Origin of the sequence: Dactylosporangium sp. CA-152071, assembly GCF_050936335.1 — a bacterium.
Classification (GTDB): domain Bacteria; phylum Actinomycetota; class Actinomycetes; order Mycobacteriales; family Micromonosporaceae; genus Dactylosporangium; species Dactylosporangium maewongense.
On sequence record NZ_JBNJMZ010000002.1, the window covers coordinates 3026576 to 3047479 of the forward strand.

The window sequence follows — 20904 nt, forward strand, 5'->3', positions numbered from 1 at the left end:
AATTTCGGGTGTGATTCATCCCGGGCACCTGTCGGAAAGCCGACGCGCCCCGGCGCACGATTCATTATTGATGGCACTGGGCATATGGCAGCCAGCTTCGCGCGTACCCGCGCGTGAACTTTCGACGCACGTAACACTGTGGCAACGCCGCACCCGTTGAACACTGGTGCCGGCTGATGGATCAGGAGTTGAGATGCAGGTTTGGCCGGGCAACCGGTACCCGTTGGGTGCGACGTACGACGGGCAGGGCACGAACTTCGCGATCTTCTCCGAGGTGGCAACGGCCGTCGAACTGTGCCTGTTCGACGACAACGATGTCGAGGAGCGGGTCAAGCTCGTCGAGGTCGACGCCTTCGTGTGGCACGCCTACCTGCCTGGTGTCGACCCGGGACAGCGCTACGGCTTCCGCGTGCACGGTGACTACGAGCCGGCGCGGGGGCTGCGCTGCAACCCGCACAAGCTGCTGCTGGACCCGTACGCCAAGGCGATCGACGGCGACATCACCTGGGACCCGGCCGTCTACGGGTACGACTTCAACGACCCCGAACAGATGTCCACCGCCGACTCCGCGCCGTTCATGCCGAAGGCCGTCGTGGTGAACCCGTGGTTCGACTGGGGCAACGACGCCGCGCCACGCATCCCGTACCACCACACCGTGGTGTACGAGGCGCACGTGAAGGGCCTGACGATGCGCCACCCGGACGTGCCGGAGGAGCTGCGCGGCACGTACTCCGGCATCGCCCACCCGGCGATCATCGAGCACCTGCGCCGGCTCGGCGTCACCGCCCTGGAGCTGCTGCCGGTGCACCACTTCGTGCACGACCAGCGCCTGGTGGAGCTCGGCCTGTCCAACTACTGGGGCTACAACACGATCGGCTTCTTCGCCCCGTACCACGGCTACGCGCGGCGGCACCGCGGCCAGCAGGTGCAGGAGTTCCGCGGCATGGTCAAGGCCCTGCACGCGGCCGGCATCGAGGTCATCCTCGACGTCGTCTACAACCACACCGCCGAGGGCAACCACCTCGGCCCGACACTCGGCTTCAAGGGCCTGGACAACGGGCACTACTACAAGCTCGAGGACGACGACAACCGCTACTACACCGACTACACGGGCACCGGCAACAGCCTCAACGTGCGCAACCCGCACACCCTGCAGCTCATCATGGACTCGCTGCGCTACTGGGTGACGGAGATGCGCGTCGACGGGTTCCGCTTCGACCTCGCCTCGACCCTGGCCCGCGAGTTCTACGAGGTCGACCGCCTGTCGACGTTCTTCGAGGTCGTGCAGCAGGACCCGGTCGTCAACCAGGTGAAGCTGATCGCGGAGCCGTGGGACGTCGGCCCGGGCGGCTACCAGGTCGGCAACTTCCCGCCGCTGTGGACGGAGTGGAACGGCAAGTTCCGCGACACGGTCCGCGACTTCTGGCGCGGGGAGCCCGCGACGCTCAGCGAGTTCGCGTCGCGGATCTGCGGCTCGGCGGACCTCTACCAGGACGACGGCCGGCTACCGTTCGCCAGCATCAACTTCGTCACCTGCCACGACGGCTTCACGCTCAACGATCTGGTGTCGTACAACGAGAAGCACAACGAGGCCAACACCGAGGACAACCGCGACGGGGAGAGCCACAACCGGTCGTGGAACTGTGGCGTCGAGGGCCCCACCGACAACCAGGACATCAACGCGCTGCGGGCGAAGCAGCGGCGCAACTTCCTGACCACGCTGATGCTGTCGCAGGGCGTGCCGATGATCGCCGCCGGCGACGAGCTCGGCCGCACCCAGGGCGGCAACAACAACGCGTACTGCCAGGACAACGACATCAGCTGGATCGACTGGGACGACGTCGACGAGCAGCTGCTCGCCTTCACCCGGGGGCTCGCGGCGTTCCGGGAACGGCACCGGGTGTTCCGCCGCCGGCGGTTCTTCACCGGGCGGCCCGTGGCCCGGCAGGAGGGCACGCCCATCCCGGACGTGGCGTGGTTCGCCACCGACGGCCGGCAGATGACCGAGGAGGACTGGGACAACCAGTTCGGCAAGGCGCTCATGCTGTTCGTCAACGGCCAGTCGATCACCGAGCGCGGGTCGCACGGCGAGCGGCACGTCGATGACTCGTTCCTGCTGTGCTTCAACGCGCACTACGAGCCGGTCGACTTCGTCATCCCGCAGCCGGACTACGGCAAGGAGTGGGAGCTGGTGATCGCGACCGCGCCCGGGTCGGCCCGCGGCGGCGTGTCGTACACCGCCGGCGGGACCCTCGTGGTGCCGGACCGGTCCCTCGTCGTGCTCGACCGGACCGTGTGATCCGCGTGGCGGCGAACATCCCGTCCGGGACGTACCGCGTCCAGGTGCGCCCGGACTTCGACCTCGACGCGGCCGCCGGGCTCGCCGGCTACCTGCACGACCTCGGCGTGAGTCACCTGTACTCGGCGCCGCTGCTCGCCGCGACGCCCGGCTCCCCGCACGGCTACGACGTGGTCGACCCGACCCGCGTCAACCCGGAGCTGGGCGGCCGGGAGGCGCTGCGGCGGCTGGTCGAGGCGCTGCGGCAGCAGGGGCTGGGCCTGGTCGTCGACATCGTGCCCAACCACATGGGCCTGTTCCAGCCGGCCGCGAACCCGGCCTGGTGGGACGTCCTGACGCACGGCCCGTCCTCCCGCTACGCGTCGTGGTTCGACATCGACTGGTCCGCGGGCCCCATCGTGGTGCCGGTGCTGGGCGCCGCCTCGGACATCGCCGAGCTGTCGGTCTCCGGGACCGAGCTGCGCTACTACGAGCACCGCTTCCCGATCGCCCCGGGCACCGGTGACGGCACCCCGCAGGAGGTGCACGACCGGCAGCACTACCGGCTCGTCGACTGGCGGCGCGGCAACGAGCTGCTCAACTACCGCCGGTTCTTCGCCGTGACGGAGTTGGCGGGTGTACGGGTGGAGGACCCGGTCGTGTTCGACGCCACCCACCAGGAGGTGCTGCGCTGGGTGGCCGACGGCGACGTCGACGGCATCCGGGTCGACCACCCCGACGGGCTGCGCGACCCCGACGGGTACCTCGCCACGCTGCGCGAGCGGGCCCCGGACGCGTGGCTGCTCGTGGAGAAGATCCTGGAGCGCGGCGAGCCGCTCCCGCCGCACTGGCCCGTCGACGGCACCACCGGCTACGACGCCCTCGGCGACGTGTGCGGCCTGTTCATCGACCCGGCCGGCGCCCCGCCGGTCGACGGCGCGGACTGGCCCGAGGAGGCGCACGAGCAGAAGCTGGACGTGACCCGGCGGCTGTTCCCGGCGGAGCTGCGCCGCCTCGCCGCCCTCGCGCCCGGCCCCCTGTCGGTCGAGGTCCTGGCGGAGCTCGCCTCGAACTTCCACGTGTACCGCACGTACCTGCCATACGGCCGGGACGACTTCGACGCCGCCGTCGCGGAGACGAAGCGCCGCCGGCCCGACCTCGCCGAGGCGCTCGACGGCCTCGTCCCCCGCCTCACCGACCCCGCCGACGAGCTGTGCACCCGCTTCCAGCAGCTCACCGGCGCCGTCATGGCCAAGGGCGTCGAGGACACCGCCATGTACCGGTGGAACCGGTTCGTCGCCCTCAACGAGGTCGGCGGCGACCCGTCCCGCTTCGGGGTGCCGCCGCTGGAGTTCCACGCCGCCGCGGTCCGCCGCCTCGACGAGTGGCCGGCCGGGATGACGACCCTGTCGACCCACGACACGAAGCGCGGTGAGGACGTCCGGGCCCGCCTCGCGGTCCTGTCCGAGGCTGCTTCGGTGGCGCCGGACCTGCTCACGCCGCTGCTCGGCCGGGCCGGAATCCCCGACCCGTCGTTCGAGGCGCTGTTCTGGCAGACCGTGGTCGGCGCGTGGCCGCTGACCGCCGAGCGGCTGCAGGCGTACCTGACGAAGGCGGCCCGGGAGGCCAACCGCTCGACCTCGTGGGACAACCCCGACCCGGCCTTCGAGGCGACGTTCGCCGCCGCCGTGCGCCTGCTCGACGACGACGCCGCACTGCGCGCCGAGGTCGACGCGATCGTGGCGCGGATCCGCCCCTTCGGCTGGTCCAACGCCCTCGGGCAGAAGCTGGTGCAGCTGACCATGCCCGGCGTCCCCGACGTCTACCAGGGCACGGAGCTGTGGGAGGACTCGCTCGTCGACCCCGACAACCGCCGCCCCGTCGACTTCGCCGAGCGGCGCGACCTCCTCGCCGCGCTGGATGCCGCCGCTGTACAGCCGCCCGTCGACTCCTCCGGGGTGGCGAAGCTCCTCGTCGTCAGCCGGGCGCTGCGGCTGCGGCGGGACCGGCCGGAGCTGTTCCGCGGCTACCAGCCGGTGCCCACCACCGGTGACAGCGCCGGCCACACGATCGCCTTCGACCGGGGCGGCGCCCTGACCGTCGCCACGCGGCTGCCGCTGCGCCTCGCCGCCGCCGGCGGCTGGGACAGCGAAACCCTGGTGCTGCCCGGCGGCGCCTGGACCGACGTCCTGACCGGCCGCGCGATCGCCTCCACGCGGGTCGGCGACATCCTCTCGACGTACCCCGTCGCGCTCTTGGTGAGGGAGTAGCCCGTGCACGAGTTCCGCGTCTGGGCCCCGTCCGCTTCCACCGTCTCGCTGTCCATCGGCGACTCGTCCTCGCCTTCCTCGCCCATGGCGGCTGCCCCTGACGGCTGGTGGACGCTGACCGTGCCGGACGCCGGCCACGGCACCGACTACGGGTTCGTCCTCGACGGCGGCGAGGCCCTCCCAGACCCACGCTCCAGGCGGCAGCCCTCAGGCGTCCACGGCTTGAGCCAGGTGTACGAGCACGACTCGTACACCTGGAGCGACGGCGACTGGAAGGGCCGGCAGCTACCCGGCAGCGTGATCTACGAACTGCACGTCGGCACGTTCACCCCCGGCGGCACGTTCGACGCCGCCATCGAGAAGCTCCCCTACCTGCGGGACCTCGGCATCGACATGATCGAGCTGCTGCCCGTCAACACGTTCAACGGCACCTGGAACTGGGGCTACGACGGCGTCGGCTGGCACGCCGTCCAGGAGTCCTACGGCGGCCCCGACGGCCTCAAACGCTTCATCGACGCCGCGCACACCCACGGCCTGGGCGTGATCATCGACGCGGTCTACAACCACTTCGGCCCGTCCGGCGCGTACACGCCGACCTTCGGCCCCTACCTGTCCTCGGGCGCGAACACGTGGGGCCGCTCGCTGAACCTCGACGAGGCCCACTCCGGCGAGGTCCGCCGCTTCATCATCGACAGCGCCCTGCAGTGGCTGCGCGACTACCACGCCGACGGCCTGCGCCTCGACGCCGTCCACGCCCTCGTCGACCGCGGCGCCACCCACCTGCTGGAGGAGCTCGCCGTCGCCGTGGACGCGCTGTCCACCGCCGTCGGCCGCCCCCTGTCGCTCATCGCCGAGTCCGACCTCAACGACGCCAAGCTCGTGACGGCCCGCGAGGCCGGCGGCTACGGCCTGCACGCCCAGTGGGACGACGACGTGCACCACGCCCTGCACGCCCTGCTCACCGGCGAACGGCAGGGCTACTACGGCGACTTCGGCTCCCCCGCCTGCTTCGCCACCGTCTGGACCTCGGCCTTCTTCCACGCCGGCACCTGGTCCTCCTTCCGGGGCAGGGTGCACGGCCGCCCGGTCGACACGCTCCGCATCCCGGGCCACCGCTTCGTCGTCTGCCTGCAGAACCACGACCAGATCGGCAACCGCGCCACCGGCGACCGCCTGACCGCGACCCTGTCCGACGGCCTGCTCAAGGTGGGCGCGACGCTGCTGCTCACGTCCCCGTTCACCCCGATGCTCTTCATGGGCGAGGAGTTCGCCGCCCGCACCCCGTGGCAGTTCTTCACCAGCCACCCGGAGCCCTCACTGGCCACAGCCGTCCGCGAGGGCCGCCGCGAGGAGTTCGCCGCCCACGGCTGGCCTCCCGGCGACGTCCCCGACCCGCAGGACCCGGCCACCTTCGAACACTCCCACCTGGACTGGTCCGCCCAGGACCCGTCGATGCTGGCGGTGTACCGGTCGCTGATCGCCCTCCGCAAACGCCACCCCGCCCTGTCAGACCCGCGCCTACCGTTGGTCGAGGTCATCCACGACGACGGCGTCCTGCTGATCCGCCGCGGCCCCCACACCGTGGTGGCAAACCTGACATCAACCCCCCGCACCATCCCCCTCTCAACGGCCTGCCTCCTCTTCACCACCGACGAAGCAACCGTCCTCCAGTCCGACTCCCTCACCCTCCCCCCAGAATCCGCCGCCATCCTGTAATTCCCCCCACCGCTGCCGCGGCGGGGCCCGGCGGGGATTCTCACCCGCACCCCAATGCGCCGCTCCGCGACGCACTGCCCGCGCTGAGGCGCGAGGCAGGCCAAGCGGCGCATGCGCGCCGCATCCGGTGGCTGGCCGCCGCACCAACCCAGACGCGAGGCACGGCTCCTCCCCAACAGACATCGTTCAATGCCCGAGTTCGCACCCTTTGCCCATCAACCTGACCGCCGCCACCCGCGACCACTCCACGCCGACCCTCACCAGCCGCTGCCAGACGTTGGTCAACACCCGAGCTTGCGCCTTTGCCCACCGACCCAACCGTCGCCACCCGCGACCGCTCCCCGCCACTCCACGCCAACTGTTGCCAACCGCTGCCAACCGTTGCCAACCGTTGCCAGACGTTGGTCAATGCCCGGATTTGCGGCTTTTCATCCATCGACGTTGCGCGATCCACCTCACTTTCCGCGATCAACATGTAGGTGGATCGCGCAACGTCGATCCCGAAAAGGGGCGTTCCGGGGCATTGACCAACGTCTGCGCGGCGAGGGCGAAGCCCCAGATCCGCAGTCCAGCCACGACTCCAACCCGAACGCGGCACAACTCTCGGGCACCGGCACGACCTCAACCGGGACACGGCACAAACCCAACCCGGACACGGCACAACCCTCGGACGCGACATGACCCCGGACGCGGCACGATGGCCCCGCTGACATGTCGGACCTGACTGCCGCTACCCGAGACCACTCACCCGCAGCCGCTCCGTGGCAACCCCCTGCCAGACGTTGGTCAATGCCCGGGTTTGCGACTTTCGCGTACTCGGACGCGGCATGACCCCGGACTCAGCACGGCGGCTCCGCTGACATGTCGGACCTGACTGCCGCTACCCGAGACCACTCACCCGTAGCCGCTCCGTGGCAACCCGCTACCAGACGTTGGTCAATGCCCGGGTTTGCGACTTTCGCGTATCGGTGTCGTGCGATCAGACCGGCTTGCCTGATCGACATAGGGGTGGATCGCGCTACGCCGATCTCGAAAGGGATGTTTCGGGGCATTGACCGACGTCTGAGAGGGGGTGGAGCGGGGGCGTGAGAAGTCCGGTGCCGTCGAGCCGATGACCAGCGCCACCTCCGTCGAAGCCAGCGGCGGCGTGGATGCCGCCGAGCGACTCCATGGCGACGTGCCGCAGGGCCGGGTCGGTGAGGGCGGCGGCGACCGTGGGCAGGTCCAGCGGGTCGCCGAGCCGGCCGAGCGCCCACAGCCGCGTCACCTCGTCGCCGGTATAGGCGAGGATCACGGCGCGGCTGTGGGCGGGGTCGGCGGCGACGAGTTCGTCGATCTCGTCGACGACCGGGTCGGCGCAGTCCCGCACGTCCCGCATGGTGTACAGCAGGCGCTCGAGCCGGTCCATCCGCCGCCCCCAGCGGAGCCGGCCCAGCGGAGCCGGCCACAACGAATGCGGCCACAGCTAAGCCGGCCACGACGGATGACGCAGTGTCAGAGGCGCGGCGGGATCTCCTGCAGGAGCCAGGTGTTGCCGTCGGGGTCGGTGAAGGCGGCGTACAGGATGCCGCCCATGTCGTCGACGCCGGCGACCTCGACGCCGCGGGCGAGCAGCAGCTCCCGGGACTTGTGGATGTCGGCGACGACGAGGTGCAGGCCGCGCAGCGTGCCCGCGGGCAGGTCGAGGCCCGGCAGGTTCTTGTACAGCACGATCGAGCACGCCGAGCCGGGTGGGGTGAGCTGCGTGACGCGGACGTCGTCGTTGGGCTTGATGTCGTGGTCGAGGTGGAAGCCCAGCAGGTCGACGTAGAACCCGATGGCGCGGTCGACGTCGGCGACGGGCACCGGCACCAGTTCGAGGCGCATGTCGGGCACCGGCGGGAGGGTGACGCCCTGCGCGTAGGACTCCAGGCTGGTGAAGCCCGCCTCCAGGCCTTCCTTCATGCCTGACTGCAGGGCGGCGTCGCGTGCCGACTGCGACGGGTAGCGCACGAGGGTGGTGACGGTGGTGTGGCTGCCGGCGGCCTCGAACGTCACGGTGTTGAGCGTCTCGGGGAACCCGGGGCCCCACGTCTCGGTCGCCACGAGCCGCAGCGGGCGCCGCACCTCGGTGAACGTGCCGGTGAGCGTCATCTCGGCGGCGCCTTCGCCGCGCAGCACGTACCGGAAGGTGCCGCCGGGGCGCAGGTCGATCTCGCAGACCGGCATGGTCCACCCGGGCGGGCCGGTCATCCAGTTGGGCAGGTGCTCGGGGTTGGTGTAGCAGTCGAAGACCAGGGCCCGCGGCGCCGCGAGGGTCCGCCGGATCTGGATCTCCACGTCGCTGGGCAGGTCGAACGCGGTGACGTTGGCGTCAATCATCGGTGCCGTCCTTCTGCTGCAGGGTCTGCAGGTAGCTGTCGAGTCGGGCGTAGCTCTCGTCCCAGAACCGCCGGTATTCCTCGGCGAACTCCGTCACCTCGCGCATGGGGGCCGCCTCCAGCCGGCAGGGGCGCCACTGCGCCTCGCGGCCGCGGCTGATCAGGCCGGCGTGCTCCAGGACCCGCAGGTGCTTGGAGATCGCCGGGCCGCTCATGGCGAACGGCGCGGACAGCTCCTTCACGGTCGCCTCGCCGCGGGTCAGCCGGGCCAGGATCGCCCGCCGGGTCGGGTCGGCGAGCGCCGCGAAGGTCATGCTGAGCTGATCGGTGACCATGGGTTACCTCACCACTTGGTTATCTAACCTCTCGGTTATTTAATGCCCGCCGGTGTACGGAAGTCAAGCCGAACAATTTCCAACAAGATCTTTCACAAGGCGTCGCGGGTACGCATAATCGGGCATCGACACACCGCCATGTGTCAGGTCAGGAGTCTGCGATGAAACGTGTCCTCGCCCTGGCGGCGCTGCTCGTGGGGCTGCTCGTGGCCCCCGTGCAGCCCGCCGTCGCCGCCACCTCAGGGAACCCGATCCTCCCCGGGGATCACCCGGACCCCTCGATCGAGCTGTTCAACGGCGCTTACTACGTGTACACGACCGCGAGCGGCGGCACGACCGACGCGCCCGGCCGGTACTTCCACGCGTGGCGCTCCACCGACCTCACCAACTGGGTCGACGCAGGCGTCGTGCTGGACCGCGCCACGGTCAGCTGGGCCTCCACCGACACCCGCACGGCGTCGGCGGCCAGCAGTGGACCCAGCAGGCGGACGGCTCGCTGCGCAACCCGCAGTCCGGCCGCTGCCTGGACTCCCCCAACGGCGCCACCGCCAACGGCACCGCCCTGCGCATCTGGGACTGCAACGGCTCGGCCGCACAGCAGTTCCGCCTGAGCTAGAGCGGCCGGCGCCGTCGGGTACCGTCGACAACCATGGTCGACACGGCGGCGCCGGTACTGCGGTGCGGGTTCGGTGGGGCGCACACCGCGACGACGGCGCGGCTGGAGGTGTCGGTGCCGCGCCGGCAGGAGCTGATCGACGTGTGGGCCGACCTGGCCGACGCCGAGGCGAGGTTCCGGCTCGGCTGGGGCGAGGACGGGCCGTGGGTCGACCAGGACGACACGGACCCCATGGTCATCGCCGACGAGGGCGCCGAGTTCATCGGCCGCGACCCGCAGACGGGTGTCGCCGTCGTCAGCGCCGGTTTCGGCCGGGCCGACGACGGCTACATGGAGGTCAGCGGCCTCGTCCACCCGGCGTTCCGCCGGTTCGGCTTCGGCCGGGAGGCCCTGCAGGTCGTGTGCGCCTTCGCCCACCGGCACTTCGGCGTCACGGAGCTGCGGGCCAGGTGCGAGACCGACAACGAGGCGAGCCGCCGCTGGCTCGCCTCGGCCGGGTTCCTGCCGGTTGAAGGGGTGTTCATGCACACGCTGCCGGACGGGCGGAGCATGGCGACGATCCGGTGGCGGCACCTCGACCCGACGGCCCGCCGCCGGTGCAAGCGCCCGTTCATGCCCGTCGAGTAGGCCGGTTACGGCTTCTTCAGGGTCGCCTGGAGCGCGCCGACGACGCCGGCGAGCTCCGCGAGGAGACCGCCGACGGTGGAGGTGTCGTTGCCGCCGATGGTGACGGTGCGCAGCTCGGCGGGCTTCGGCAGCTTCGCGACGATCTCGGGCAGGGAGTCGACGAGCTTCGCCTGGATCGCCTCCGCGGACTGCGAGTTGTCGATCTCGCCGCGCAGCCGGGCCCGGTCGAGTTCGAGCAGCCCCTGCTCGTGGACGGCCTGGGCGCGGATCGCCTCGACGGCCAGCTCGCCGTTGACGGTGAGGCGGCGCAGCTCGGTGTCGCGTTCGATCCGCAGCCGGCCGATCTCCGCCTCCTCCGCGGCCCGGGACCGCTCCAGCGCCATGGCGTGCCGGGCGGTGGCGTCCTGCAGGTCGGCGAGGGCGCGGCTGTCCTCCTCCTGCCGTTGCGAGCGGCGCAGCTGCTCCTGCGCCTCCTGGTCGAACTGCACGGCGGCGTTGCGGGCGCGCAGCTCGGCCAGCTCCCGGTCGCTCTCGATCTGCTGGGTCTGCCGCAGCCGGGACGCGGCGAGCTCGCGGGCGCCGATCGCCTCGTCGGCGGCGAGCTCGGCGAGCCGGGCGATGCGGCCCTGCTCGGAGCGGTACGGCTTCTGCAGGTTCTCCCACAGCCGCGACGAGCTGACCACGGCCTCCTTGATCTGCACGGTGACGATCCGCAGGCCGAGACCGGCGGAGGGGTCGGCGGCGGAGTTCCCGGAGGTGCCTTCGGCGACGGCCCGCAGCCGGGCGGTGAGCTCCTCGATGATGGGCTGCTTGTCGCTGAGGACGTCGCTGACGCCGAGGGTGGCGACCTTGTCCTTGATCGCGGCCTCGGCCTGCTCCTTGAGCTGCAGGTTGACGAGGCGCATCGGGTCCTCGGCGTCGCCGAAGTCGAGCTTGCGGTACGCGGTGGAGAAGTCCTCGATGATCCACTGCACGTACGCCTGGACGAGGACGCCCTGCAGCTCCCGGCAGATGCAGAAGGCGTTGATCAGGATGGTCTGCATGGCGCCGGGCACGACGAGGTAGGAGTCGGTCGCGGGGTTGTACCGGAACGACACGCCGAGCCCGACGTGCAGGGGTTCGCTGCGGCCGCGGCGGGTGTGCACGACGAACGCGTTCGGCGGGACGATGACGGTCTTCCACCGGCCGAACCCGGTGACGCGGACCTCGACGGCGTTCGGTGCCGGCTGGCTCACCTGCTGCCGGCCGCCGCCGCCGCGGGTCGGGCCTCCCGGCGCGGCGGGGGCCGGTGCCGCGACGCTGCGCTTGGACCTCAGGTCACTCTCGAGGCGCTCCTGCTGCGCGACGACCTGCTGAAGGTAGCTGTTCCCGCTCGACATCCGCCCGCTCCCTGATCGTGGGATTCCGGGCACCCATCTTGGGCGACCCCGTCAAGGGCGCGCCACCGATATGTCGCCGGAGAACAGGTCCGCGATCTGCTTCATCCGCGCGTCGGTGGTCAGCTCCTCCAGCGGCAGCGGCAGCGGGATCCGCCAGTTCGGATATTGCGTGGTCGTCCCCGGCAGGTTCGGCTGGCGGACCTCGCCGAGGACGTCGTACGGGGAGGCGAGCACGATCCGGCACGGGGTGCGCAGCAGCAGCTGGTGCATGGCGAGGACGATCTCCTCGTCGGTGCTGTCGGGGCCGGTGAGCCCCTCGGCGTCCAGCAGGTCCAGCAGCGCCGTGCGGTCGGCGGTGGCGGCGGCCCACTCGAGCTTCACGTCGCGGGTGAGGACGCCGGCCTCGGCGCGGGACAGGACGTGCTCGCCGGACAGGAACCCGGCGGCGGTCGGCAGGTCGTGGGTGGAGACGCTGGCGAGCGCGTTCTCGGGCCAGTCGCCGGGCGGCAGGAACCGGCCGTCGTCGTCGCGGGTGAACCACAGCACGGCCGAGCCGAGGACGTTGCGGTCCTGCAGGGTGGTGGTGACGACCTCCTCGACGGTGCCGAGGTCCTCGCCGACGACGACCGCGCCGGCGAGCTTCGCCTCCTCGACGAGGATGCCGAGCATCGCCTCGTCGTCGTAGTACACGTACGTGCCCTGCGCCGGGGTCCGGCCCGGCGGCACCCACCACAGCCGCCACAGGCCGGCGACGTGGTCGACGCGCAGCCCGCCGGCGTGCCGGAAGATGTCGCGCAGCAGGGTCCGCCAGGCGGCGTAGCCGGTGTCGGCGAGCCGGTCCGGGCTCCACGTGGCGAGCCCCCAGTCCTGGCCCTGCTGGTTGAACGCGTCCGGCGGCGCGCCGATCTTCGCCCCGGCGGCGACGACGTCCTGCATCGTCCACGCGTCGGCGCCGCCGGGGTCGATGCCGACGGCCAGGTCGTGGATGATCCCGACGGTCATCCCGGCGGCGGCGGCGTTCGCGGCCGCCAGCTGCTCCGCGCAGCGCCGCTGCAACCAGATGTGGAACGCGACCGCCGCGGGGTCGGCGACCGCGTACGCGGCCGGTCCGGGCTGCCGCAGCTCGGCGGGCCAGGTCCGCCAGTCGGGGCCGTGGTCGGCGACGAGCGCGCAGTACACGGCGAAGTCCGCCAGCTCGGAACGCTCCGGGCGCCCGGGATGCTCGGGGGCGGCACCCTCGGCCGCCGGGCACAGCAGGGCCAGCGCCGCGCGTTTCGCCCGCCACACGCCGTCGTAGTCGATCAGCTCGTCGGCCGGTCCGGCGGGCCGCAGCGCGTCGACGGCGGCGCGGACGTCCGGCGCGGCGGAGCGGTACTCGGGCAGGTCGGTGATCCGCAGGTACAGCGGGTTCACGAACCGGCGCGACGACGGCGAATACGGCGAGGACGGCAGCGGATCGACGGGCGCAACGGCGTGCAGCGGGTTGACGAGGATCGCCCCGGCGCCCGTCGACGCGGCCCAGCGGGTGAAGGCGGCGAGGTCGGCGAAGTCGCCGACACCCCATGAGCCGGCCGAGCGCACCCCGTACAGCTGCAGCATCCACCCCCAGGTGCGCGGCACCGCCGGCAGCGGCCCGGACGGCACCACCGGCGCCCCGCCCGCCGCCGGGCCCGGCACCGCGGCGGGCGGCCCGAGCAGCGCCAGCACCGTCTGCACGACCTCGGGCGCGATGTCGACGCGCTCGTGGCCGGAGGTCTCGTAGTAGGTCGCTACACCGCGGGGAAAGGCAGGCACGCGCACAGTCATACCCCGCCTGCCCGGCGGCGAAGCACCCGACTGGTCATGCGCCGCCGACCCGGTCGCGGAGCACGAGGGTCGGCACCTCGTCGGCGCCGACGAGGTCGAGTGCCTGCCGGACGCCGCGGGTGCAGCGCACGACGGTGTGCCGGTTGGGCCGGGACGCGGCGAACCCGACGATCGCGCGGGCCGCCGCCGCGTCGAGGAAGTGCAGGTCGCTGGCGTCGAGCAGCACGGTGCTGTCGGCCTCGGTGACCATGCCGAGGATCGACGGCAGCGCGCCGGTGTTGGAGGCGTCGAGCTCGCCGGACAGTCGCAGGTGCGCACCCCAGCCGCCGACGGTGAAGCGCAGCAGTGGCCCGGCGTGCGCGGCCGCGACCGCGCCGATGGTCGCCTTGTCGAAGCGGCGGCGGTCGTACAGGCAGAGCCCGCCGATCCGGACGTCGCCGAAGAACGCGTTGACCGCCGACTCGTAGGCGACGAGGTCGGCGGCGGCGAACCCGGCCCGCAGCGTCCACGTCATCTTCCCGGCGACGAACACCGTCTGGAACCCGTCGGCGAACGCCTCGTCGCGGACGGTGGTGAGCCCGTCGAGCATCTGCTGGACCCGGCCGTCGCCGGACGCGGTGAAGCCGCTGCCGTACAGCAGGACGAGCAGCTGCCCGGCCGCCGCGTCGGGCGCGGCGGCGACGAGCTGCCGCGCCAGGTCGGTGTCGTCCGCGTCGAGGAACACGACCACCCGCTGGCCTGGGCGGACCCCGGTCCGCACGAACCCGGTGAGCAGATCGCGGCACTCATCGGCGGCGGCGTAGGTGGCGCTGACGTGCTCACCCAGCCGCCACGACGGCACCGTCCGCCCCTCCGACACCGCACAAGCCTATGGACAATCCACCGCCCAGGCTAGAGCGCTACAGCCGAGGTGCGTCACCGGTCGACTCGTCGGCCAGCGCGGCCGGGCCGATGATCAGCGGGTCGGGGTTGCGGACCAGGTCGGCGTCCTTGCCGTCGTAGTCGAAGCGGCTCAGCACGTGCCGCATCGCCTCGATGCGGGCGCGTTTCTTGTCGTTGGACTTGACCACGGTCCAGGGGGCGTCGGCGGTGTCGGTGTAGAAGAACATCGCCTCCTTCGCGTCCGTGTAGTCGTCCCACTTGTCCAGGGACGCGAGGTCCATCGGCGACAGCTTCCACTGCCGGACCGGGTCGACCTGCCGGATCAGGAACCGGGTCTTCTGCTCGTTGCGCGACACGGAGAACCAGAACTTGACGAGGTTGATCCCGGACCGCACGAGCATCCGCTCCAGCTCCGGCGCCTCCCGCATGAACTCCAGGTATTCGGCGCGGTTGCAGAAGCCCATCACCCGTTCGACGCCGGCCCGGTTGTACCAGGACCGGTCGAACAGCACGAACTCGCCGGCGGCCGGCAGGTGGTGCACGTACCGCTGGAAGTACCACTGCGTCGACTCGCGTTCGCTGGGCTTCTCCAGGGCGACGACCCGGGCGCCGCGCGGGTTGAGGTGCTCCATGAACCGTTTGATGGTGCCGCCCTTGCCGGCGGCGTCGCGCCCCTCGAACAGGATGACGAGCCGGTCGCCGCGGGCCTTCAGCGTGTACTGCAGCTTCAGCAGCTCGATCTGCAGGAGGCGTTTGGTGCGGTCGTACTCGTCGCGGGTCATCCGCTCGTCGTACGGGTAGTCCTCCCGCCAGGTGTCGACCGGCTGCCCGTCCTTACGCAGCAGCACCGGGTCGTCATCGTCGTCGTCCTCGACCAGGTAGTCGTCGAGAGAGAGGTCAGCCATCCCATGGATGTACCCTCTCCCCCGCCGTTTCACCACTGCGGCAGTTTGAACAGCACGTTACTGGTACCCCCGGATCTCCTTGAACGCGCCGGCGAGGGCGCCGGTCGCCCGGGCGTCGAAGGTGCGGCCGCCGGTGAGGTTGCTGACCTCGGTCATCTCGCCGGTGTTGCTCTCGCCGAACAGGACGGTGAACACTGGCACCCGCGGCAGCTGTGGCACCTTCGCCCGGAACGCGGCGAGGTCGGCGCCGGCGGTGCGGGCACCGTCGGTGAGCAGCACGATCGACGTGACCCGGTCGTCGCCGCCCGCGCCGACCATGCCGTACGCGGCGAGCAGCGCGTCGTAGATGGCGGTGTCGCCGTCGGCCTTGAGCTGCTGCACGTGGGTGCGGATCTGCGCGAGGGTCGGCTCGAACCCGGCCTCCGGCAGGTCGAACGTCGTCGGGGTGCCGGGGCGGGTGCTGAACGGCAGCAGGATCACCTGTTCGCGGCCGTTGAACCGGCTGAACTGCCCGGACAGGCTCGTGTCGGCGCCGGTGAGCCCGGTCAGCGCGGTCTTGAGCCCGGCCAGCCGCTCACCCTTCATCGACCCGGACAGGTCCAGCACGTAGATGGTGCGGGCGGGGCGGCGCAGCGAGTCACCGAACGCGCCGATGAGCGCGTCGGCGGCGTCGAGCTTGCCGGGGAACGGCAGCTCCGGCAGGTTGCCGCTCTTCGGCCCGAACGCGGCGTCCAGGGTGAGCGACGCGTCGGGCACGGCCGGGCGGCGCCACGTCCGCTGCATGATCTGCCGCTGGACCGACGGCCGGCGCAGGTAGTCCGTCACCGCCGCGTAGTTGGTGCGGGCCTGCTCCGACGCCCCGGACAGCAGCGTCAGCGGGTAGTCGGCGGTGACGACCCCGTCGGCCGGGTAGACGACGGTGAGCGGTTCGGTGAGCTTCCCGGACGCGTTGAGCGACAGGATCACCGACTCGTAGTTGACGAGTCCGTCGACGGGCCGGCCCTCGGTGCCGGCGCGCAGGTAGGCGTCCATGAGCCAGCCGGACGAGCCGGCGGTGAGGCTCTGCCCGGCGAAGAACGCCCGCAGCCGGGGCGTGATCGGCCCGATCTGGTCGGCGGTGAGGGCGGCGCCGGTTCCGGCGATCGCGGCGGCGACCCCGACCAGCGCCGCGAACCCGGAGTTGGACGCGGCCGGGTTCGTCATGCCGTAGGTGAACTTCCGCTCGCCGGCGGCGACGGCGATCTCGCTCCAGGTGGGGCGGGTCCCGCCATCCTGCACTGACCACCCCAGTTTCTCGGCGACGGAGCGGCGCAGGCCGAGCACGACCGGCGAGGTCGCGATCTTCGTGGCGGTGCCGGTGCGGGACGCGGCGTCCGGGTGCAGCTGCAGGTACCGGTTGCTGGCGAACCAGGTGGCGTCGTACTGCTTCGCCGCGCCGCCCTGCACCACCGACTCGACGCCGTCGAGGGTGCCGGTGGGGGTCAGCTTGACGGTGACACCGGTCGCCGCGGCCGCCTCGTCGAGGATCGGCTGCAGGTCGGCGAGCTCGCTGCCGGCCAGGACCCGCAGCACGCCGTCACCCTTGACGAACGGCTGCTCCCCCTTCGCGGCCTGCGGCGTGTCCGTGCAGGCGGCGAGGGAACCAACGACGACCAGGGCCAGGGAGGCCACCAGGAGCTTCCTCATGCGAGTCTCTCTTCCAGCGCGTCGAGCAGCGCTTGCAGGGTGGGTTCGTCCGGGGACGGGATGACGTCGGGGCCGCCGAGGGCGGCCGCGCCGGGCGCGAGGGGCGCGCCGGCGGTGCGGAACCCGTGCGCGGCGCCGAGGCGCTGCAGCTGCGGGTCTGTCTGCAGCAGCTTCGCCAGCTCGGCGCCGGCGGCGGTGAACGGCACCACCGTGTGCTCGCTGACGATCGTCGGCTGCGGGTAGAGCAGGACGTGGTTGTCGCCCTTGCCGCGGTCCAGGAACTGGGCCTCGTAGACGAGCACCAGCGGCGCGAAGTCGGTGGTGCGGCTCAGCCAGCTCTCGAAGGGCTCCTCGGTGGTGGTGTCGACCGCGCCCTGGTCGGCGAAGAGCTTGGTGACCGCGTTGAGGTTGCCGCCGGTGACCTGGTTGAGGATCGCGGCGTAGAGCGCGGCGGAGTTCGAGTCGGCGGGCCGGGTGGTGGCCACGAGGACGGCCTGCTTGACCTGGAACGTGGCGTTGCCGGGGATCTGGTCCCAGCGCAGCTGCCGCTGGTTCGCCTCGACGAGCGCCTTCACGTCCAGGGTCCAGTGCCCGCCGGCGGCGGCGCGGCGGGCGAGGCCGGCGCTCTGCAGCAGGTCGACGATCGGGCTGGTGCTGGCGACCGCGAGGGGTGAGCTGAACACCGTGACGGCGGGGGCGGCGGGCCGGCGGTGCCGGGCGATCTCCACGGCCGCCGGGGCGCTGCCGGGGAACGCGAAGTCGTAGCCGTCCAGCGGCATCCCGGCCATCCGGCGGGAGCCGGCCGGGTCGAGCCGCAGCCGGAGGCCGTGCCTGGCGAGGGCGGCCTTGACCTCGGGGTCGGCGAAGAAGCCGGCCTTCTCCGAGCCGATCACCCCGGTGAGCTCGCGGGGGTCGGCGTCGCGGCCGAGGAGGTGGCCGATCGAGGCGCCGGCGACGACGAGCAGCACCACGAGGACGATGAGCCATCCGGTCCGTTTCACGCCCGTGATTGTGCCCCGCCGCCGCAAGGCTCTTGCCGTATATCTGCTGTTCAGACCGTGTTCACTTAGTCCACAGTGGATGATCGTTCGGCAGCTGTTCACATCGCCGGCTCCGCCCGCACTCCATCGATGACTATCGTGCTCCGCATGCGCTGGAAGTCATTGGCCGCTGTCACACTCACGGTCGTCGCCGCCGCCCTCGTCACCCCGTCCACGGCCCACGCCGCCGGCCCGACCGACGCCCTCAAGCTCTCCCACACCACCGCCGTCGGCGTCCACAACACCTACGACAAGGCGAAGTACGCCTACCTCGCCGACGCCCTCGACACCGGCGTGTCCCTGCTCGAGTTCGACATCTGGGTCGACACCGCGAGCCGCCGCTGGCGCGTCAACCACGAGCTCTTCGGCACCAGCAACAACTGCACCGCCGCGACCACCGCCGCCCAGCTGCGCACCGGCGCCCGCGACCAGCAGTTCGGCGTCTGCCTCGACGACATCCGCATCTGGAGCGACGCCCACCCCGGCCACCAGCCCCTGCACCTCAAGATCGAGCTCAAGGCCGGGTTCGACAGCCGGTACGGCCTGGGCCCCGCCGACTTCGACACCCTCGTCGCGAGCAAGCTCGGCACCAAGGTGTTCAAGCCCGCCGACCTGAAGGGCTCCTACGCCACCCTCGACGCCGCCGCGAAGGCCGACAACTGGCCGACCCGCGCCGCCCTCGCCGGCAAGGTCATGCTCGAGATCATCCCCGGCACGTTCGAACGCGGCAACCCGTTCGACAACCTCGACACCGACGTCGAATACGGCCGCCACCTGCGCGACCTCGCCGCCGCCGGGAACCTCGCCCGGGCCCAGTCCTTCCCGTCCGTCCTCGACGCCGCCGCCGGCGACCCGCGCACCCGCTACAGCGAGACCAACATCCGGCCCTGGTTCGTGATCTTCGACGGCAGCGCCAGCACGTACCTCAACGGGTCCATCGACACCACCTGGTACAACACCAACCACTACCTGCTCGTCATGACCGACGCCTCCGCGGTCCCGCCGCCGATCGACCCGACCGCGCCCACCAACGCCCAGGCCCTCGCCAGGATCAACCTCCTCGCCGGCCGCGGCGCCACCATCGTCTCCGCCGACTGGGCCCCGAGCACCGGCGTCCTCGGCACCGTCGTCCCGCGCGGCTGACCCTGCCCGGTAGCCGCTGCCCGGTAGCCGCTGCCCGGTAGCCGCTGCCCACCTGGTGGCAGACGGCCACGTGATCGACCGTCCGGACGGACACCCTGGCTGAACGGCTCAGGGTCACGGCCGGACGGTCGACCGGGACCGGAATCATCCTTGCTCAATGGCATACTTTCCGCGTTTCCACCCCCACTGACCTCGCGGATGGTTGCCACGATGGGCAAGCACATAGCCGGCACCCGCCTCGTCGGCACACTGCTGCGCGGGCTCGTGCTCCTCCTCGCCGTCGGACTCGTCGCCGGCGCCGGCTGGTACGTGCTGCGCAACAACAGCGCCAACGGCGCCGAAGGCAGCTGCCCCACCACCCTGCACGTCGTCACCGCGTCGTCCTTCGCGACCGTGGTCTCCGCCGCCGGCCGCACCCTGCGCGGCGGCGACGACTGCGTCCTCGTCGACACCACCAGCACCGACGGCCGCCCCGCCGCCGGGCAGCTCACCCAGAGCCGCGCCGACCTGTGGATCCCCGACGACGCCTCCTGGGACGTGATCGCACCACCGCAGTTCGTGGCGAAGAAGGACACCCTCAACGCCTACGCGACCCTCGCGTCCAGCCCCATCTACATGGTCACCGACCCCGCCACCGGCGACCGCATCAACGCCGGCGGCGGCGGCTGGCTCGCCCTGTCCGGCCTGCTCAACACCAAGAACTCCGGCGTCAAGCTGGTCGTGCGCAACCCCGCCATGTCCGGCGACGGCATGGTCGCCGCCGGCGCCGTCGGCGAGGCCGTCTGGCTGGAGAAGGGCATGGACGCGTCCTCGCTCGTGCTCACCAACGTCCTCAACGTCACCCGCACCGTCAACCACGACCTCGCCGCCATCCCCGAGGCCCCCGGCGAGGTCGGGCTCATCCCCGAATACGCGCTGCTGGCCACGCTCCGGCTGGCGAGGACCGACCGCCGGTACATCGTCGGCACCGACCACACGGCGCTGCTGCGCTACACGTGGCTGCCGGCCGCGACCGCCGCCGCCAACCCGAAGAAGGCCGCCGCGCTGCGCCGCCTCTACGCCGCGTTCACCAGCGCCGAAGGCAGCCGCGCCATCGCCGAGGCCGGCCTGCGCGGACCCGACAACCTCCGGCCCATCTTCGACGGCGCCAACATCCTGCCCGAACCCACCGCCAAACCGTTCGAGGTCCTCCAGCCGCACCACGTGCAGCACATCTTCGCCACCTGGGACCCCGAGGACCGGCGCAGCAACCTGCTCATCGTCGTCGACCTCGCCAGCAACGGCACCAGCAGCGGCGCCCCCACCTCACCGCCACCCGGCAAGCAGGTCACCCAGCCGATCGAGGTCCTCCGCAACGGCTGCCTCGTCCTGTCCGGCCTCATGCCCGTCGGGTCCCGCCTCGGCCTCTGGGAGATCAACCCCGGCAACCCCGGCTACCGCAAGCTCATGCCGACCGACCGCCTCGACGACGCCACCCGCGCCTCGTTCGAGAAGCAGGTCGGCAAGCTCGCCGCCCACCGCACCGGACCAGGGCTCTTCGACACGATCGCCGCCGCCTACCAGTCGGTCCGCGACGACTACCACGACGACATGTTCAACCAGGTCCTCGTCTTCACCGACGACCAGAACAAGGACAGCGCCAACACCGCCGCCGTCGACGCCCTCGTGCAGAAGCTCACCGGCCTGCAGGACCCCAACAAGCCCGTCACGGTCAGCATCGTCGTGCTCGGCAAGAAGGACTCCGCGGACCGGCTCAAGACCGCCCTCAAACCCATCGACGCGTACGTCGACAACGCCCTCAACGCCGACGACGTGCAGGCCGCGTTCATCCACGTCGTCGCCGGCGGCCTGCACGAATAGC

Annotated in this window: 16 protein-coding genes and 1 pseudogene; 8 read left to right on the forward strand and 9 right to left on the reverse strand. The window is 71.5% G+C overall.

All coding sequences use genetic code 11. The annotated features are described in order from the left end of the window. Positions 1-193 precede the first annotated feature (193 nt). Genes glgX through treZ form a run of 3 tightly spaced genes read left to right on the forward strand, consistent with a single transcriptional unit; the run spans position 194 to position 6264 of the window. Positions 194-2299, forward strand: coding sequence for a glycogen debranching protein GlgX (glgX, locus tag ACQEVZ_RS53570; RefSeq protein WP_433383453.1), 2106 nt, complete (start codon positions 194-196; stop codon positions 2297-2299). 5 nt (positions 2300-2304) lie between these two features. Next, positions 2305-4548: a malto-oligosyltrehalose synthase gene (gene treY / locus ACQEVZ_RS53575; protein WP_433383455.1), complete on the forward strand. Its 2244-nt coding sequence runs from the start codon at positions 2305-2307 to the stop codon at positions 4546-4548. Positions 4549-4551: 3 nt separating this feature from the next. After that, entirely contained in the window at positions 4552-6264 is a 1713-nt protein-coding gene (gene treZ / locus ACQEVZ_RS53580; RefSeq protein WP_433383457.1) for a malto-oligosyltrehalose trehalohydrolase, read from the forward strand. 1018 nt (positions 6265-7282) lie between these two features. Here the strand turns inward: treZ and ACQEVZ_RS53585 are convergent. The 3 genes from ACQEVZ_RS53585 to ACQEVZ_RS53595 all read right to left on the reverse strand — a co-directional run bounded on the left by ACQEVZ_RS53585 (position 7283) and on the right by ACQEVZ_RS53595 (position 8959). Continuing rightward, a complete protein-coding gene (locus tag ACQEVZ_RS53585) occupies positions 7283-7672 on the reverse strand; it encodes a hypothetical protein (RefSeq protein WP_433383459.1) in 390 nt (129 codons plus the stop codon). 86 nt (positions 7673-7758) lie between these two features. Then, entirely contained in the window at positions 7759-8625 is an 867-nt protein-coding gene (locus ACQEVZ_RS53590; RefSeq protein ID WP_433383461.1) for an SRPBCC domain-containing protein, read from the reverse strand. Beyond that, complete coding sequence (locus ACQEVZ_RS53595; protein ID WP_344498144.1) at positions 8618-8959, reverse strand: ArsR/SmtB family transcription factor; 342 nt, start codon at positions 8957-8959, stop codon at positions 8618-8620. Before ACQEVZ_RS53595 ends, ACQEVZ_RS53590 begins: the two co-directional genes overlap by 8 nt. 161 nt (positions 8960-9120) lie before the next feature. Between ACQEVZ_RS53595 and ACQEVZ_RS53600 the strand changes: the two are divergent. From ACQEVZ_RS53600 to ACQEVZ_RS53610, 3 genes and pseudogenes are all read left to right on the forward strand, one after another. Continuing rightward, positions 9121-9387, forward strand: a pseudogene (locus ACQEVZ_RS53600) (family 43 glycosylhydrolase); the annotation flags it as partial. After that, positions 9324-9575: a ricin-type beta-trefoil lectin domain protein gene (locus ACQEVZ_RS53605; RefSeq protein WP_433386169.1), complete on the forward strand. Its 252-nt coding sequence runs from the start codon at positions 9324-9326 to the stop codon at positions 9573-9575. The pseudogene ACQEVZ_RS53600 and the gene ACQEVZ_RS53605, both read left to right, overlap by 64 nt. Before the next feature lie 33 nt (positions 9576-9608). Further along, positions 9609-10202, forward strand: coding sequence for a GNAT family N-acetyltransferase (locus ACQEVZ_RS53610; protein ID WP_344498139.1), 594 nt, complete (start codon positions 9609-9611; stop codon positions 10200-10202). A gap of 5 nt (positions 10203-10207) precedes the next feature. On the opposite strand, the gene ACQEVZ_RS53615 is transcribed toward ACQEVZ_RS53610, so the two are convergent. Genes ACQEVZ_RS53615 through ACQEVZ_RS53640 form a run of 6 tightly spaced genes read right to left on the reverse strand, consistent with a single transcriptional unit; the run spans position 10208 to position 17861 of the window. Continuing rightward, positions 10208-11581 (reverse strand): SPFH domain-containing protein, encoded by a 1374-nt coding sequence (locus tag ACQEVZ_RS53615; protein ID WP_433383464.1) that lies wholly within the window; start codon positions 11579-11581, stop codon positions 10208-10210. Positions 11582-11632: 51 nt separating this feature from the next. Continuing rightward, positions 11633-13375 carry a 4-alpha-glucanotransferase gene (gene malQ, locus ACQEVZ_RS53620; RefSeq protein WP_433383466.1) on the reverse strand — a complete coding sequence of 581 codons (1743 nt, stop codon included), beginning with the start codon at positions 13373-13375 and terminating at the stop codon, positions 11633-11635. 46 nt (positions 13376-13421) lie between these two features. Further along, positions 13422-14246 carry an MEDS domain-containing protein gene (locus ACQEVZ_RS53625; protein ID WP_433383468.1) on the reverse strand — a complete coding sequence of 275 codons (825 nt, stop codon included), beginning with the start codon at positions 14244-14246 and terminating at the stop codon, positions 13422-13424. A 40-nt stretch (positions 14247-14286) separates the two neighbouring features. Then, positions 14287-15174 (reverse strand): polyphosphate kinase 2, encoded by an 888-nt coding sequence (gene ppk2, locus ACQEVZ_RS53630; RefSeq protein ID WP_354892692.1) that lies wholly within the window; start codon positions 15172-15174, stop codon positions 14287-14289. 57 nt (positions 15175-15231) lie between these two features. Continuing rightward, positions 15232-16860 carry a VWA domain-containing protein gene (locus ACQEVZ_RS53635; protein WP_433383471.1) on the reverse strand — a complete coding sequence of 543 codons (1629 nt, stop codon included), beginning with the start codon at positions 16858-16860 and terminating at the stop codon, positions 15232-15234. After that, positions 16857-17861, reverse strand: a complete 1005-nt coding sequence (locus tag ACQEVZ_RS53640) for a hypothetical protein (RefSeq protein ID WP_433383473.1) — start codon at positions 17859-17861, stop codon at positions 16857-16859. The genes ACQEVZ_RS53635 and ACQEVZ_RS53640 overlap by 4 nt, the downstream gene beginning before the upstream one ends. 129 nt (positions 17862-17990) lie before the next feature. Here ACQEVZ_RS53640 and ACQEVZ_RS53645 point away from each other — a divergent pair, with 129 nt between their 5' ends. Together ACQEVZ_RS53645 and ACQEVZ_RS53650 are read left to right on the forward strand one after the other, a co-directional pair. Next, on the forward strand, positions 17991-19043 hold the full coding sequence (locus tag ACQEVZ_RS53645; protein ID WP_433383475.1) for a phosphatidylinositol-specific phospholipase C domain-containing protein: 1053 nt from the start codon (positions 17991-17993) through the stop codon (positions 19041-19043). Positions 19044-19253: 210 nt separating this feature from the next. Then, a complete protein-coding gene (locus tag ACQEVZ_RS53650; protein ID WP_433383477.1) occupies positions 19254-20903 on the forward strand; it encodes a substrate-binding domain-containing protein in 1650 nt (549 codons plus the stop codon). Position 20904: the final 1 nt, after the last annotated feature.

Coding starts and splice junctions, on each gene's coding strand:
- glgX (WP_433383453.1), top strand. CDS start 194: ATGCAGGTTTGGCCGGGCAACCGGTACCCGTTGGGTGCGACGTACGAC.
- ACQEVZ_RS53585 (WP_433383459.1), bottom strand. CDS start 7,672: ATGGACCGGCTCGAGCGCCTGCTGTACACCATGCGGGACGTGCGGGAC.
- ACQEVZ_RS53590 (WP_433383461.1), bottom strand. CDS start 8,625: ATGATTGACGCCAACGTCACCGCGTTCGACCTGCCCAGCGACGTGGAG.
- ACQEVZ_RS53595 (WP_344498144.1), bottom strand. CDS start 8,959: ATGGTCACCGATCAGCTCAGCATGACCTTCGCGGCGCTCGCCGACCCG.
- ACQEVZ_RS53610 (WP_344498139.1), top strand. CDS start 9,609: ATGGTCGACACGGCGGCGCCGGTACTGCGGTGCGGGTTCGGTGGGGCG.
- ACQEVZ_RS53615 (WP_433383464.1), bottom strand. CDS start 11,581: ATGTCGAGCGGGAACAGCTACCTTCAGCAGGTCGTCGCGCAGCAGGAG.
- ppk2 (WP_354892692.1), bottom strand. CDS start 15,174: ATGGCTGACCTCTCTCTCGACGACTACCTGGTCGAGGACGACGACGAT.
- ACQEVZ_RS53635 (WP_433383471.1), bottom strand. CDS start 16,860: ATGAGGAAGCTCCTGGTGGCCTCCCTGGCCCTGGTCGTCGTTGGTTCC.
- ACQEVZ_RS53645 (WP_433383475.1), top strand. CDS start 17,991: ATGACTATCGTGCTCCGCATGCGCTGGAAGTCATTGGCCGCTGTCACA.
- ACQEVZ_RS53650 (WP_433383477.1), top strand. CDS start 19,254: ATGGGCAAGCACATAGCCGGCACCCGCCTCGTCGGCACACTGCTGCGC.